Here is a 15,994-nt window from a genome sequence, read left to right on the forward strand (position 1 = left end):
ACAACCGGGGCATTATCAACCTGGCTTGCGGGCGCGTAAACCCGTGCCGGTCATATCCCAAATCCGCTTACCTCGATGTTTGCGCGTCACAGCACGACATACCCGCGCTTTTCCAGCGTCCAGCGATGCCACTGATTGCCATACACCCCGCAACCGATGCTGAACAGCACGCCGAGCACGGTACCGATCCAGTCGGCCGTTTCGCCCCACAGCCCCGAGCAGAACAGAATCACGCTGATCCCCAGCATCACGAACGCGGCGAACCACATCTTCTTCGACAGCGCCCACATGAAACCCAGCAGGCACGCGCCCCAACTGAAGCCGGTCGGGACGGCGACAGTGTCCTCGTTGCCGGGATAATGCAGATAGATCCTTGCTCCCATGTCCCTTCCTCAATGCGACAAACCGCCACTCGACGGCGGGTGACGATGTTTAACATGCCACGCTAACAGGCTGATGAAAATGTGAGCGAACAATACGACCGCCCTCACCGTGCGGCGCTTCATCGAGGCCTGCCTCACTGACGATTGGAAGCATAGCTGCTACTCTTACCGAATTCACGCGCAGGCCTTCCCACCCCGCGAAAGGCCTGCCGGCACAGATCGAACCGCACCGGAGCATGCATGGCCACCCAGACCGCCTACTCAACGAAAGCCCCCTCGCGCGCCGAACTCGACGCCCTGCCCGGCGCCACCGTCGTCGAATTCGGCACCGACTGGTGCGGCTATTGCCAGGGCGCGCAGGCGTCGATCGCCAAGGCGTTCGAACCGCATGCGGCCATTCGCCACCTGAAAATCGAAGACGGCCCCGGCCGGCTGCTGGGCCGCTCGTTCAAGGTCAAACTGTGGCCCACGCTGATTTTCCTGCGCGACGGCATGGAGGTCGCGCGCGTGGTGCGGCCCACCGGCGCGACGGATATCACGCCAGCGTTCACGTCGCTGTGAGCCGGTGAGATAGCAGGTCGAGTTACCGGATTCATCGCAGGTTTTACTGCAGGATTCCATCCGCAAACCGGATCAAAAGGGAGCACACCTCATGGACACCCGTAGCGAGCTGCAAGCCACCGTCAACGCCATGGTTCAACCCGGCAAAGGCCTTCTCGCCGCCGACGAAAGCGGGCCAACCATCGCCAAACGCTTCAAGACGATCGGCCTCGAATCGAGCGAGGAAAACCGCCGCGCGTACCGCAATCTGCTGCTCACCACGCCGGGGCTCGGCGAGTTCGTGAGCGGCGTGATTCTCTATGAGGAAACGCTCGGCCAGAAAGCCGACGACGGCACGCCGTTCCCGCAACTGTCGGCGAAAAACGGCGTCGTGCCCGGCATCAAGGTCGACCTCGGCAAGATCCCGCTCGCGCTCGCGCCGGGCGACGAAATCACCGAAGGGCTGGACGGCCTCGCCAAACGCTTCGTCGATTACAAACGGCAAGGCGCGCGCTTCGCCAAGTGGCGCGCGGTCTACAACATCACCGCGAGCCTGCCGAGTCGTCTCGCGATCGAAGCCAATGCCGATTCGCTGGCGCGCTACGCGGCGATTTCGCAGGAAGCGGGCATCGTGCCGATCGTCGAGCCGGAAGTGCTGATGGATGGCGATCACACCATTCACCGCAGCGCGGAAGTGACCGAGGCCGTGCTGCATGAGGTGTTCAATGCGCTGCACCGGCATCACGTGGTGCTCGAACATATTCTGCTGAAGCCGAGCATGGTGCTGGCCGGTTCCGAGCACGCGCAGCAGTCGTCGGTTGCCGATATCGCGGCGCATACCGTGCGAGTGTTGCGGCGTACGGTGCCGTCGGCGGTGCCGGGCATCGTGTTTCTGTCCGGCGGCCAGACGCCGGAAGAAGCCACCGCGAATCTGGATGCGATGAATCGCCTCGGGCCGCTGCCGTGGAACCTGAGCTTTTCATATGGGCGGGCGTTGCAGGAACCGCCGCTGCAAGCATGGAAGGGGCAGCCGGGCAACGTCAAGGAAGCGCAGGAGGCCCTGCTCAAGCGCGCGCGGCTGAACAGCGCTGCCGCGCTGGGGAAATACGATGCGGCGCAGGAAAAGGGCTAACGGCTAGCAGGAAAAGTAAACGGCGAGACCTCTCTCGCCGACCAACACCGCGCAACTGCGCGTTCATCATCGCGCGGCGCCCTTCATAAAGGCGCCGCGCCGAACGTCTGCCGCTGCGCAAGCGAGACGAAAGCCTGCGCGCCGCGGGCGGCCTCCACCACCGCCGCCATGCCGAAGAACTCCAGTTCGAGCGAAGGCCGCGCGCTGAATGCCGGTTCCATCATCAGTTTCTTGACGGCGTCGGCGGGCGTGGGCTGTTTTCTCGCCTCGGCCACCGTGCATCTTTCGATCGGTTTGGGATTCAGGCTCTTCAGTGCGTCGAGCACGGCCTTCATGTCGGGATCGGCATGTCCGGTGGGATCGAGTCCCACCATGCCTTTGATCGTGTCGCCGAGTGTCAGGTCGCAACTCCTGATGGGTGACGGCACGGACCCATCGAAGGCACTTTCATGGCGGCGCTCGACGACCGTGTATGCGGTCGAATTCAGCAAGCGCTATACCGATAGAACGGAGCCCTCAACGCCCGTTCAAGGGTGAAAAGTCAGACTACACGCTCAGCAGTAACACTCAGCGGTTCGCGGTAGTTGCGCGCGCAATCTTGTCCAGCAGCGCCTGCAACGAAACCGGTTTGCCGAGATGCCCGTCGTAGCCCGCGCGAATCGCCCGCGTAGCATCCTGCGGACGCCCGAAGCCGGTCAGCGCGAGCGCCGGCACCGCGGCCGTGGCCGGCAGCTTGCGCAACGCCGCGATCAGTTCATAGCCGTCCATGCCGGGCATGCCGATATCCGACAGGATCAGATCGAACGGCTGATGCGCGGCGACCGCCAGCGCGGCCGCGCCATTGGTTTGCGGCCACACCTGCGCGCCTTCCATTTCGAGCAGGCCCTGGAACGCTTGCAGGCTTTCTACCGCGTCGTCGACCAGCAGAATGCGCATGCCCTTCAGCAGAGTGGCGTCGCCCTGAGCTTCGCGCGATTCGATCTTCGGCGCTGCATTATCGGCCGGCAGCCAGACGCGGAAACGCGCGCCCTTACCCGCGCCCGCCGACTCCGCCTCGACCCGTCCGCCGTGCATTTCAGCCAGTTGCTTGACGAGCGCGAGTCCGATCCCGAGGCCACCGCTATGCCGCCGATGCGCGCCCTCGGCCTGGCTGAACATATCGAACACGTTGGGCAGAAACGCGGCCTCGATGCCGCGTCCGGTATCGCGCACTTCAATGCACGCATGTTCGTTCTCGCGCGACAGTTGCAGCGTCACGCGCCCGCCCGGCGGCGTGAACTTCACCGCATTGCTGACAAGGTTCCACAGAATCTGCTCGAAGCGCACGGCGTCGGCGTCGATGAAAAACGGCTCGGCAACGCCCACTACCTCGACGCTCACCTGATGCGCGGACGCGTCCGCCTCGATCGCGCTGGCCACCTGCGCGGTGATCGCCGCGATATCGACCCGCGAGCGATCCAGCGCCAGCTTGCCGGTGCGCACGCGCGACAGGTCCAGCAGATCGTCGATGATCTTCGCGAGGCTGATCACCGAGCGGCGGATCGCGTCGGCCGCGTCGCGCACCACCGGCAAGCCCTGGGTGGACGGCGCGCGATCCAGCATGTCCGCTTTCACATGGATCAGGTTGAGCGGATTTTTCAGTTCGTGCGACAGCACCGCGAGAAACTCGTCCTTCAAGCGGCTGGCGGCTTCCACCTTCTGCCGCACCGAGCGTTCCAGCGAAATCTTGCGTTGTTCGAGCGCCTCGGTGCCTTTGCGCTCCGTCAGATCGCGCACGATCTTCGCGAAGCCGCTGAAACTGTCCGACGCGACCGGCGTAATCACCCCGCTGCAATAGAGCCGCGCGCCGCTTTTGTGCACGTACCAGCGCTCGTCTTCCGCGCGGCCGTCGTTCAGTGCGCGGCGCCGTTCGCTGGCGGCTTCGTTGGCTTCGCGCTCTTCCGGCAGATACAGGCGGTCGAGCGTTTGTCCGACCATTTCCTGTTCGCCGTAACCGAAAATGCGCTCGGCGCCCTTGTTCCAGGTCACCACGCGCCCGTCCATGTCCTGCACGATGATCGCGAAGTCGTTCGTGCTTTGCGCGGCCAGATGCAGGCGCTCTTCACCGGCGCGCACCAGTTGCTCGGCACGCCGCAGCGCGGAGATGTCGACGATGGTCAGCACCGCGCCCTCGATGCGATCGTCGGTGGTGCGATACGGCGACAGCCGCGTGAGGAAATGGCGCCCGCTGATGCCGCGAATCTCCCGCTCGATCAGTTGCAACGAATCGAATACCGCCACCGTGTCGTCGGCCAGTTGCGGATAATCGAGCCGGTGCGTGATGTCGTGCAGCGGCCGGCCTACGTCCGACGGAATCACGTTGAACAGTTCCGTGGCGGCGGGCGTATAGCGCTTGATACGCATCTCGCGGTCCACGAACACCGTCGCGATGCCGGTCGACGCGATCACGTTCTGCAAGTCGTCTTTGGCCTTGCTGGTTTCCTCGATCTTGGCCTGCAACTCGGCGTTGACGGTGAACAGTTCCTCGTTCAACGACTGCAATTCTTCCTTGCTGGTCTCGAGTTCTTCGGTGGCGGCGCGTAGTTCCTCGTTGATCGCCTGCAACTCTTCGTTCGACGCCTTCAGCTCTTCCGTCGACGCTTCCGACTGCTCGACCGTCGAGCGCAATTCCTGTTTCGTGCGATGCAGTTCGTCCTCGAGATGCACCAGCAGCGAATCCTGCGCGACGGGCTTGGACTGCGGGCTGGCCGCGCCGGCAGCGGCGCCGGCCGCGACCTCCTCGAACAGCACCAGCGCGAATTCCGGCGCCTCCTCCGACCGCCGGTAGGGGCGCACGACGATCCGCACGCGCGCTTCCGGCGTGAATTCGATCGACTCCGTGGCCACTTCGCTATTGCCGCGCAGCGACTGGAACAGCGCCGCGCGCAATTGCAGGCGCAAGGCCGGATTCACCAGCATGATCAGGTTGTACGACGGCTCGCCGCGCGCGAAACGCAGATAGCGGCCGGCGTGCTCGGACATATGCAGGATGTTCGCGTCGGTATCGACCACGATGCTCGGCGGCGCATACAGTTCGAGAATGCGGTGATGCAGCGCCGAGAACGGCAACGCCTGCGGCAGCGGCTGCACGGGGCCGGGGTAGGTGGTGGCGCTCACGCCGCCGTGCTGAATGACCGGCATGCTGATCGGCGGACGCACCGCGGTCGTCACCCGGTTCGCGCGGTAGATACGGTTTTTCTTGTCGACCGGGGTGAAGAGTTCACCGGCCGCCTCAGCGGATTCGGAGCTGCCGAGTAGCAGGTAGCCGCCCGGCTGCAACGCGAAATGGAACATTTGCAGCACCTGGCTCTGCACGCTGCGGTCGAGATAGATCAGCAGATTGCGGCACGACACCAGGTCGACGCGCGAAAACGGCGGATCGCGCAACACGTTATGCACCGCGAACAGCACCCGTTCACGGATCGGCTTGCTGACCCGGAAGTGCGAGCGGTCGGGCGTGAAAAACTGCCGCAGGTGTTGCGCGGAGACGTCCGCGGTAATCGACTCCGGATAGAGCCCCGCGCGCGCGAACGCAATGGCGCGTTCGTCGATGTCGGTGGCGAATAGCTGCACCGGAATGCCGTCGCGATGCGCGGGGTGGTCGGCGAGCAGCATGGCGAGCGAATAAGCTTCCTCGCCCGTCGCGCAACCGGCGATCCACACGCGCAGCGGATCGTCCTCGGACTTCTTGTGGAACAGCTTCGGCACGATCTCGCGCTCGACGACCTCGAAGGTCTCGCGGTCGCGGAAGAAATTCGTCACGCCGATCAGCATGTCCTTGAGCAGCGCCGGGGTTTCTTCCGGATGCGTGAGCACATAGTCCTGATAGCTCTGCAGATCGGGAATCCCGTTGACCTGCAGGCGGCGTTCGATACGCCGCAGAATCGTCGCGCGTTTGTAATGGCGGAAGTCGTGGCCGGTGCGCGCGCGCAAGGTGGCGAGCACGCCGAGCAACGCGCGCTCGGCGCTGGAGGCCGCGTCGGGCTGGGCGGCGGCGAGCGCTTCGGGTTCTTCGTCGGCGGCCGGCAGGCGGATCGCGCGGGCGTTGTCGGCGAGTTCGCGCAGCTTGCGCGGCATCTCGGCGGCCGGCAGCGCGAAGTCGATCATGCCGGTCGCCATCGCGTTCTGCGGCATTTCCGGGTACTCGGCGTCCGACGGCTGCTGCGCGATCGTCACGCCGCCCTGCTCCTTGATCCGGCCAATCCCGGTCGAGCCGTCCGCGCCCGTGCCGGAGAGCACGATCGCAATGGAGCGCTCGCGGTGCGTGTCGGCGAGGCTGCGAAAGAACAGGTCGATCGCGATCGGCCGGCCGCGCGGCCGCCCGACTTCGGTCGGCGTCAGATGACCGTCGTCGAGCGCGAGGTCGTGCGAGGGTGAAATCACATAGACGTGGTTCTTTTCCACCTGAACCGGATGTTGAACCTGCAGCACCGGCATGCGGGTGGCGTGCTGCAGCACCTGGTCGGCGCTACTCGCATGGTTGGGCGACAGGTGCAGCACGACCACGAAGGCCATGTCCATATCGACCGGCGCGTTCTCGAAGAAACGCAGCAGCGCCTGCACGCCGCCCGCCGACGCGCCGATGCCGACCACCGGAAAATTCAGTGCGCTCCGCTCGGACGCAACTGTCGGCGCCGAAGTCGCGGCGGCGCTTTCGGCGTGCGTGGATATTCCTGTTTGCGTGCTCGTTGTCGCCGTGGTCTGCGTGTTGGCTGGAGACGCCCCTGCTTCACTGCCGGTCATACCCATCCTCGTGTGCTGCGCTGCGTCCCAGCGGCCTCGCCGTCATTGCGACGCGGGCCTCCCGTGGTTCAGCCCGCATTGTCGCGTGTGTCGGGCCGCATTGCAAAGGCCGGGATGGGCCTGGACGGGGCCGGCGCGGGCGCGGAGCGCCTGTCCGTGAAATGACGGGTCGCGCCGGCTGCGTCAGCCGGATACGCGAACCTCGTCCACTTCACAGCAAGGGGTGTGCCGCGAGTCATGAAACGCTGTGTACACGTCGACCTTTGCCTGACACCCGCGCCTTACGGTTCGCAGACCACCAGCGCGTGCAATTCGTCGATGTTGAACGGCTTCGCGAGAATCGCGACGCCGAGGCGCCGCGCGCGCTCGAGCTCGTCGGCGTAGCCGGTCATCAGCGCGATCTTCTGCGACGGCCATGCGCTGCGGACTTTCTCCGCGAGGTCGATGCCGTTGAGTTTCCCGGGCATCTGGATATCGGACAGCACGAGCTCGAAGCGCGCGCCGCCCGTCAGCACGTCGAGCGCCAGGTCGGCGGTCGGTTCGTGCCGTACCTCGCAGCCGAAGGTTTCCAGCACGGCTGCCACGCCCGCCGCGACGTCTTCGTTGTCCTCCACCAGCAGCACCACGCCCGCCGAAGCCGGCACCGGCTGGCGAACCGTTTCGAGGTTCGTAACGGCGGCGGCCTGCCGTTCGCGGTGACGCGGCAAGTACAGCCTGACCGTCGTGCCGCTGCCCGGCACGCTTTCGATTTTCGCGGTACCGCCGGCCTGTTCGCACATGGACAGCACCTGCGCGAGACCGAGACCGCTGCCCGAGCCGCGTAGCTTGGTGGTGAACAGCGGCTCGAAGGCGCGCCGCACGACGGCTTCGGGCATGCCCTCGCCGTCGTCGGAACAGGCAATCAGCACGTATTCGCCGTCGGGCAGCAAGGTATCGCTACCCACCAGCCGGTTGTTCTGGCAACGAATCACGAAGCGGCCGCCGCGCGGCATCGCATCGCGCGCGTTGACCGCGAGGTTCATGATCGCGAATTCGAGGTCCGTTGAATCGGCCAGCACCTGCCAGACGTTGTCGACCATGTTCAGCGCGAGTTCCACGTTGTCGCCGAGCGCCGCGTCGATCAGCGGCGCGGCGGCGGGCAGCCAGTTCGCCAGATCGACCGCCTCCTGCTTGAGCGGCTGTTTGCGCGCCACGCTCAACAGACGCCGCGTCAACGATTCGGCGGTGGCGGTGGCACGCTCGACCGCGAGCACTTCTTTTTCGAGGTTGTTGTAGCGCTTGAGGCGCGCCAGTTCGATATTGGCCGCGACCACCATCAGCAGGTTGTTGAAGTCATGCGCGACGTTGGCGACCAGATTGCCGAGCGCGCCCATGCGCTGCAACTGGCGGCTCGCTGCTTCAGCGGACAGCCGCATGGCGACTTCGCCCTGCCAGCGCTCCCACGCGCGGCGCTCGCCTTCGAGTTGGCGCAGCGAGTAAAACACCAGCAGCCAGATTGCGATGCACGGCACCGCGGTGAACGCGGCGATCATGACGAAATGCTGACGCCACGCGACGCCGATCGACTCGGTCGCATACGCGCTCATTACATATAGCGGATAGTCGCCGACGCGGCGAAACGCCAGCAGTCGCTCCACGCCATCTACGGTTGAATGCAGGCGCACATGGCCGAACAGTTGTTTGTCGCGCAAGGCTTCGGTGAAGGCGCTCTGCGAGGTGGGCTTGGAACCCGGCGGCCATTCGGGGTAGCGCACCAGCAGATTGCCGTCCTGGCGATACAGGCCCAACGCCAGCGACGAATCGCCGTTAGTCAGTTCACGGTAGAAGCGTAAAAAGTAGTCGTTGCGCAGCGCGACGGACACTTCGCCGAGGAACTGACCATCCACACCGGAGCGGCCGATCGAGGTGGTGAAAACATGGGTGCGCGACACAGGCCCGAAGATCGGCAACGAGAAATACGGTTGCGGACGCATGGCCCTGGCCGCGATAAAGTCGTCGCGCTGCGCGTTCGACAGGGTCGGCGCGGGATACGCGAGACTCGACACCAGCAGATCGCCTTTCGCGCCGAGCAGATAGATGGACGACACCTGTGGAAAGTCGCCGCCGATTTCGCGCAGCCGGTCGTGCAACTGCGCGTCATGCGCGCGGACTTGCGCGTCGTCTTCATTGCCCAGTAAATCGATAATGCGCGACGCCATCTGCTGGTTGAGGTCCATCACCTTGACGGCCTGTTCCTCGGTCACGCGCGCGAGCCGGTCGATCATGTCGTTCGAATCGGCAATGCGGCGCTGGTAATCGAAGTAGCCGTAACCCGCCAGGCACGCCAGCGGAAACAGAATCGACACCGCGAGCACGATCAGCAGCATGCGCCGCGTGGCCGCGAAGTTTCGCGACGGCATCGGGAAATCGACTGCGACTCGCTCCGCACGCTGCACGGCCACGATCTCCATGAAAGGTCTTTACAAGGCAAGGCGCGCATTTGTTTCGATTGCAAATGTGCGGCGCGTTGTTCGTGCGCTATTTCCTTCTTTCCTGAATTTACCTCACTTCCGTCGTTCTCCCTAGCGTGAGCGGTGACGAAAAATATCTTCGGACAAGCGGGGCGATCGCGGGCACGTGGATTGCTGATGCAGAAGCGTTCGGCGATTTCCGCCATGCGTTTGTGCTGCGCTGCAATGCGCGACGATGCGATAGCAATGGCGCGGTCCGCCATCGACATCGCTTTAAACATCGACTCGAAGTTCACCGCCCGCGAGGAACCGGCCATGTCCACCACTGCCCGACGCGTCGCCCAGCTCTCGCAACTGCGTGCGGATCGTGCTGAACGCGTAGAGGTGGACGGCGAGAAAATTCTGCTGGTGCGCGACGGCCATACCGTCCGCGCCTATTCCGCCGATTGCCCGCATGCCGGCGCGCCACTGGAAGAAGGCGCGCTGCGCAATGGAAAAATCATTTGCCCGTGGCACAAGGCCGCGTTCGATGTCGCCACCGGCGACGTGCTCGAACCTTGCGCGCTGATCGCGCTCGACCGTTACCCCGTGATCGTGACCGGCGACGACGTGATGCTCACGCCCGAAAAACTTCCGCGCCCGATCCACAAGGCATCGTCGCGCGATCCGCATTACGTGATCATCGGCGCGGGCGCGGCGGGCGCCGCCGCTTGCGCAGCATTACGCGACGGCGGTTTTGCGGGCCGGCTCACGATGATCGGCGCCGAACCGCACGCACCTTACGATCGCACTGCACTCAGCAAATTCGTGCCGTCCGGTGAAATGGCGCCGGCCGATGTGCCGCCGCTGCTGTCGCCCGACTGGTACGCGCAACACGACGTGGAACGGCTCGTCGCGACAGTCGCGCGCCTCGACGTGCCGAAGCGCACGATCCATTTTGAAAGCGGCGGCGAACTGAGTTACGACACCGCGCTGCTCGCCACCGGCAGCACGCCGACACTACCCGATATCCCCGGCCGCGAGCTCGGCGGCGTGCAGGTACTGCGCACGCTCGACGACGCCGCCGCGCTGGTCGACGCGTTCGGCGACGACCCGTCGCAAGTGCGGGTCGCGATTATCGGCGGCGGCTTTATCGGTCTGGAAACGGCCTCCGCGTTGCGCACGCGTAATGTGCAGGTCACCGTGATCGCACCGGACAGCGTGCCGTTCGCGAAGCAGTTCGGCGAACGCGCCGGCGCGATGATCCGCGATTTGCATGAGCGTCATGGCGTGGTGTTCCGGCTCGGCGCAAAGGTTGCCTCGCTCGAAGGCGAAGAAGGCAACGTGCATGAAGTGATGCTCGAAGGCGGCGAACACGTGGCCGCCGATCTCGTGTTGCTAGGCACGGGCGTCGCACCGGCTACCGGTTTTGTCGAAGGATTGCCGTTGCAGAAAGACGGCGGCGTGATCGTCAATGCTGGCATGCAGGCCGCGCCCGGACTCTATGCGGCCGGCGATATCGCGGCGTTTCCGCTGGTCGAGGACCGCGAGCCGTTGCGTATCGAACATTGGCGGCTCGCGCAGCAGCACGCGCGGATCGCGGCGCAAAACATGTGCGGTGCGCGGCTTCGTTATCGCGGCGTGCCGTTTTTCTGGACCTATCACTTCGGCAAAAACTTTGAATACCTCGGCCATGCGAGCGAGTGGGACGAGTTCGTCGTCCATGGCGAGTTGGAAAGCCAGCAATTCATCGCGCTGTATGTGAAGGATGGGCAGGTTGCCGCCGTACTTGCCTGCGAGCATGAAGCGCACACCGCGCGTCTGATCGATGCGATGCGCGGCGGTCTGTCGCGCGCGGACGCGTTGGCGATTATCGAAGAAGTCGATTCTTCGAAGGAGACGCCGCAATGAGGGAACACAAGGAAAAGCCTCCGCACTCGAACAAGAGCGAGAAAGAGATCGACAAACAGGTCGAAGACAGATCTGGCGGTTAGGCATTCACCACCGCCAGCGCCTCCTCTTCGTTCGCGCTTTCAATACGCCGGCACGCGGCCAGCATTTCCCGCAACGAACTCGCGTAACACTCCGCGCCCAGGGCGCTTTGCAGATCGGCACTCCACTTGCCCGTATCCTGAGCGCCCCACAAGCCGACGACGATATGCACATGCGGCAGCCTCGCGCGAAGCCGCCTGACCAGATAGCGCAAATGCGACGGAATGCCGTCGATCTGCAGGTAGAGAAGGCAAACGGTATCGACGTCGTCCGCGTCGAGCCGTTCTATCGCGGCCCGCGACGCGGCGTCGTGCGGCAAGGTCCGCGAGACGAAACCGTGCTTGCCGAGTAGCTGCAACAGAATCGTGGCCGCGAGCGGATCGAGTGGCCCGCGACCGGGTAGGCATAGCACACGGTCTCGCGCTGGCTGAGAGGTGCTGCTTTCGCGTCCGGAGGGAGACTTTGCCGGCACCTCGAAGGTATTGGCGAGCGGCTTGTCCGTTGCCACATTGCCGATGGAGACCCCTTGCATCTTCAGCGGCTCGACTCGCCGCGCCACGTTGCCTTGCACGCCGTCGCCCCGGTCCACCTCAGCTTCGACGGACGCTGCGTCGGCGGTCTCCGGATCGTTCGGCGGCACGACTGGACTTATCGCGCTCCATGCCTCCTCCACCACCGGCTGCGCAGGCTGTTCGTCTTCGTAACCGTCGAGGCCGTCCACCAGATCGTTGGTCGTCGATTCGATCCGCGCGAGTTGCGCCGCTGTCACGCTGCCGCGTTCCACGTCGTTGGCCGCGAGCTGCAAGCCCTTGATCGCCACCTCGTCGTAGTACGTCGACAACGACCGGTCCCGCAACAGAATCTCGGCCTGTTCGATCGCCTCGTCCGGATCGCCCGCGAGCGCACGCTGGTAAAAATTCTCGATGGGTGTCAGCGCCGGCTGATCGCCGAGCAGCACGTCGAGAAACTCCAGACGCCGCACATGACGACCGAGCACGAGCAGACACAAGGTGAGCGGCGTCGACAGGATCAGTCCTATCGGCCCCCAGATCCAGCTCCAGAAAATGGCCGCGACCACCACGGAAAACGGCGAGAGTCCGGTGCTATGTCCGTACAGCAGCGGCTCGACCACCTGCCCGACCAGCAGCTCGACGGTCGCGAACAGCGCCAGCGAGCCGATCGCCATCGCCCAGCCGGGACTGACCGCGGCGGCGAGCGCGGTGGCCAGCGTCGCCGAAATCCAGATGCCGACATACGGCACGAGCCGCAGCAACGCGGCGAGAATGCCCCACAGAATCGGACTCGGCACGCCGATCAGAAACAGCCCGGTACCGATCACCACCCCGACGCCCGCGTTCACCCCCAATTGCGAAACGAAATAGCGGCTTAGGCGCCCGGCGGCTTCATCCATCACCGTCGTCGTGCGATGCAAATCACGCGAGCCGAACAGCCTGATCGCGCGGTCGCGCAGATCGTCACGCTGCAACAGGATCACGATCATCACGACGAACACGATGAACGCCGTTTCAAGCGGACTGATCGCGGGCGACAACACCCGGCGCGCCAGTTCGAACGGCGTCGGCATCGGCTCGCGCACTTCGACGGGCACGGCGGCCGGCGCGTGCGCCGTGCCGGGCGATGCGCTGCCGCGCGGCGGTTCCGCTGGCAGCGGATCGCTGGTCACGCGTTGCAGGGCCTGGCCGGCCGCGCCCGCAAAACGGTCGAGCTTGCCGATCGTCACGCTGTGCACGGTTTCCATCTTGTGCTGGATGGTCGCCTGATAGCGCGGCATGCCGGCCGCCAGATCGCTCAACTGGGTGGCGATCAACGTGCCGAGCAGGCCGATCACCGAGACCGACACCAGCACCGCGGCGAAGACGGACGCGACATGTCCCAGCCGCAGACACGCCAGCGCATCGACCAGCGGCGCGACCAGAAAGCTGAGCAGAATCGCGAGCGTGATCGGAATCAGCACCGCGCTCGCGAAGTACAGACAGGCGACCACCGCCATGCCGACCGCGAGCGCGATCAGGCTGTCGATGCCGAAGGCGGCGGGCGGCGCCTGAATCCGGGTGGCGGGCCGCACGCCGCGTGGGTCGGGTAGGTCTTTCATTGCCAACTACTTGGCGGGCTCCTTGGCCGCCTCTTTGGCGGATTGTTTGCTGGGCGGTTCTTCCACGCCTTCATCGCCGTGTCCCGCGACCGGCTTACTCTTGCCCTGCGGCGTGTTCTGTTCCACTTCGGCACGCGCCTGTTCCCAATACTCGTCAGGCGGGCCTTTCGCGCCGGTGGCTTGCTCCCACAAGTAATAGGCGCGCTCGCGAATCTGCTCCTCTAGAGAGCTGGGTTCCTGTTCCATTTGATCACCTCGGTTAGACCTGACGAAAACCGGTATCGGTTGTGCTGCGCGCCGGCCGCACAAAAACATCGGCGACCACACGCGCAGTTGCAGGCAATCGAGCAAGCGCTATACCCGGCTATTCAAATGCTTCACGGTCGTGCGCTCCGTCGGTCCATTGACGCCGCGTTGGGTGTTTCGCTTTCGTCCGTGGTGAGCTGTTCTTCGAGGCGGTCGAACACGCGTTGCGTCGCGCGGCTCGGCGCTTCGAGCGCGAACAGCAGCAGCGAGCGCGCCGTCACCTGGTACGCGTCGCCTGCGCTGAACTGCGGCAACTCGGCGCGCACGGGCATATTGGTGTCCAGCAGACAGGTCCACTGATCGCCCTCGGGAATGTCGGGCAGCGTGAAATTGACGACATCGTGATGCGCGTTCAGCACCAGCATCAAGGTCGCATCCGAGGCCGGCCGGCGAATCCCGCTCGCCTGCGCGCGGCCGTCGATCACGAGGCCGAAGCAGCGCATCGACGGATCGTCCCATTGTTCCTGCGACAGATCCGTGCCGTCGGGCGACAGCCAGCGCGCGTCGGTCACTTCCAGCGCTTCGTTGAATTCGCCGCTCAGAAAACGCCCGCGCCGCAGTACCGGCAAACGATGCCGCAAGGTGGTCAGATTCTTGACGAACTCGGTGAGCGCGCGGCCGTCGTCGTCGATCGCCTCCCAGTCGACCCAACTGATCTCGTTGTCCTGGCAATAGGCGTTGTTGTTGCCTTGTTGCGTGCGGCCGAATTCGTCGCCGGCGAGAATCATCGGCGTGCCTTGCGACAGCAGCAACGTAGCCAGCAGATTGCGTTTCTGGCGCTCGCGCTGCTGACGGATCTCGGCGTCGTCGGTCGGACCTTCCGCACCCATGTTCCACGACTTGTTGTCCGAGTGGCCGTCTTTGTTGTCCTCGCCGTTGGCCTCGTTGTGCTTGTCGTTGTACGAAACCAGATCGTTCAGCGTGAAGCCGTCGTGCGCGGCGACGAAGTTCACGCTCGCCCACGGACGCCGTCCGCGATGATTGAACTTGTCGCCCGAACCCGTCAGCCGGGTGGCGAGATCGGCGACCTTGCCTTCGTCGCCCTTCCAGTATTCGCGCACGGTGTCGCGAAAGCGGTCGTTCCACTCCGCCCAGCCCGGCGGAAAACCGCCCACCTGATAACCGCCGGGGCCGCAGTCCCACGGCTCGGCGATCAGCCGCACGCTGGAGAGCACCGGGTCTTGCCGGCAGCTATCGAGAAAGCCGCCGCCTTCGTCGAAACCGTGGGTTTCGCGGCCGAGAATCGTCGCGAGGTCGAAGCGGAAACCGTCGACCTTCATTTCCGTCACCCAGTAGCGCAGGCTGTCGGTCACCATTTGCAGCACGCGCGGATGCGACAGGTTCAGCGTATTGCCGGTGCCGGTGTCGTTGATGTAATAGCGCGGCTCGTCGGGCATCAAGCGGTAGTACGACGCGTTGTCGATGCCCTTGAACGAGATCGTCGGGCCATTTTCGTTGCCTTCGGCGGTGTGGTTGTAGACCACGTCGAGAATGACTTCGAGATTGTTGTTGTGAATACGGTCGACCATTTCCTTGAACTCGGCCACCGAATCCGCCGACGATGCAAAGAAACGCGGATCGGCCGCGAAAAAACCGATCGTGTTGTAACCCCAGTAGTTGGTAAGACCTTTGTCGAGCAGATAACTATCGTTGACGAAGGTCTGGATCGGCATCAATTCGATCGACGTCGCGCCGAGGTTGCGAATGTAGTCCAGCACGGGTTGCTGGCCGAGGCCTGCAAAGGTGCCGCGCAAAGCCTCGGGCACGTCCGGATGACGTTTGGTAAAACCCCGCACGTGGGTTTCGTAGAAGATCACGCGCTCCCACGGCAACGCGTTGCGTTCCGGGTGGCTCCAGGAGAAATTAGCGTCGACCACCTTGCACTTCGGCACGAACGGCGCGCTGTCGCGTTCGTCGAACGATAGATCGCCCTCTTCCGAACCGAGCGTATAGCCGAAGATTTCCGGCGCCCATTTGAGTTCGCCGATATGCGCCTTGGCATACGGATCGAGCAGCAGTTTGTTCGGATTGAAACGGTGGCCCTGTTCCGGTTCGTAAGGGCCGTGCACGCGGTAACCGTAGATCGCGCCGGGCTTGAGTCCGGGCACGAAGACATGCCACACCTCGTCGGTATATTCGGGCAGTTCGATGCGTTCGATTTCGTCCGTGCCGGTGTCGTCGAACAGACACAGTTCGACCTTGGTGGCGTGCGCCGAGAACAGCGCAAAGTTCACACCGCTGCCATTCCATGTCGCGCCGAGTGGGAACGGCGTGCCTTCGGCAATGCGCGTCGAGAAGTTGGCCTGGGATGACATAG

At 64.3% G+C, this 15,994-nt stretch carries 11 protein-coding genes; 3 read left to right on the plus strand and 8 right to left on the minus strand.

The features are described 5' to 3' along the window. Positions 1-86: 86 nt before the first annotated feature. Positions 87-383 carry a DUF2628 domain-containing protein gene (locus GGD40_RS36195; RefSeq protein WP_179746938.1) on the minus strand — a complete coding sequence of 99 codons (297 nt, stop codon included), beginning with the start codon at positions 381-383 and terminating at the stop codon, positions 87-89. 240 nt (positions 384-623) lie between these two features. Here GGD40_RS36195 and GGD40_RS36200 point away from each other — a divergent pair, with 240 nt between their 5' ends. Further along, complete coding sequence (locus GGD40_RS36200; RefSeq protein WP_179746939.1) at positions 624-944, plus strand: thioredoxin family protein; 321 nt, start codon at positions 624-626, stop codon at positions 942-944. A gap of 91 nt (positions 945-1,035) precedes the next feature. Continuing rightward, complete coding sequence (locus GGD40_RS36205) at positions 1,036-2,055, plus strand: class I fructose-bisphosphate aldolase (RefSeq protein WP_179713446.1); 1,020 nt, start codon at positions 1,036-1,038, stop codon at positions 2,053-2,055. 83 nt (positions 2,056-2,138) lie between these two features. On the opposite strand, the gene GGD40_RS37175 is transcribed toward GGD40_RS36205, so the two are convergent. The 4 genes from GGD40_RS37175 to GGD40_RS36225 all read right to left on the minus strand — a co-directional run bounded on the left by GGD40_RS37175 (position 2,139) and on the right by GGD40_RS36225 (position 9,604). Beyond that, complete coding sequence (locus GGD40_RS37175; protein WP_257030677.1) at positions 2,139-2,483, minus strand: hypothetical protein; 345 nt, start codon at positions 2,481-2,483, stop codon at positions 2,139-2,141. 139 nt (positions 2,484-2,622) lie between these two features. Beyond that, on the minus strand, positions 2,623-6,837 hold the full coding sequence (locus tag GGD40_RS36215; RefSeq protein WP_179746940.1) for a CheR family methyltransferase: 4,215 nt from the start codon (positions 6,835-6,837) through the stop codon (positions 2,623-2,625). Positions 6,838-7,118: 281 nt separating this feature from the next. Beyond that, positions 7,119-9,272 carry a hybrid sensor histidine kinase/response regulator gene (locus GGD40_RS36220; protein WP_179747167.1) on the minus strand — a complete coding sequence of 718 codons (2,154 nt, stop codon included), beginning with the start codon at positions 9,270-9,272 and terminating at the stop codon, positions 7,119-7,121. Beyond that, the gene (locus GGD40_RS36225; protein WP_179744991.1) at positions 9,194-9,604 is read right to left on the minus strand and encodes a hypothetical protein; all 411 of its coding nucleotides are present in this window, start codon (positions 9,602-9,604) and stop codon (positions 9,194-9,196) included. The genes GGD40_RS36220 and GGD40_RS36225 overlap by 79 nt, the downstream gene beginning before the upstream one ends. Between GGD40_RS36225 and GGD40_RS36230 the strand changes: the two genes are divergently transcribed. Next, on the plus strand, positions 9,603-11,177 hold the full coding sequence (locus tag GGD40_RS36230) for an FAD-dependent oxidoreductase (RefSeq protein WP_179746941.1): 1,575 nt from the start codon (positions 9,603-9,605) through the stop codon (positions 11,175-11,177). The genes GGD40_RS36225 and GGD40_RS36230 overlap by 2 nt on opposite strands. Positions 11,178-11,256: 79 nt before the next feature. Here GGD40_RS36230 and GGD40_RS36235 read toward each other — a convergent pair whose 3' ends face one another. The 3 genes from GGD40_RS36235 to glgX all read right to left on the minus strand — a co-directional run bounded on the left by GGD40_RS36235 (position 11,257) and on the right by glgX (position 15,992). After that, positions 11,257-13,371: an AI-2E family transporter gene (locus GGD40_RS36235; protein WP_179746942.1), complete on the minus strand. Its 2,115-nt coding sequence runs from the start codon at positions 13,369-13,371 to the stop codon at positions 11,257-11,259. A gap of 6 nt (positions 13,372-13,377) precedes the next feature. After that, complete coding sequence (locus tag GGD40_RS36240) at positions 13,378-13,617, minus strand: DUF2934 domain-containing protein (protein ID WP_179713430.1); 240 nt, start codon at positions 13,615-13,617, stop codon at positions 13,378-13,380. Between the two features lie 131 nt (positions 13,618-13,748). Continuing rightward, positions 13,749-15,992 (minus strand): glycogen debranching protein GlgX, encoded by a 2,244-nt coding sequence (gene glgX, locus GGD40_RS36245; protein WP_179746943.1) that lies wholly within the window; start codon positions 15,990-15,992, stop codon positions 13,749-13,751. Positions 15,993-15,994: the final 2 nt, after the last annotated feature.

Source organism: Paraburkholderia bryophila, assembly GCF_013409255.1.
Lineage (GTDB): Bacteria > Pseudomonadota > Gammaproteobacteria > Burkholderiales > Burkholderiaceae > Paraburkholderia.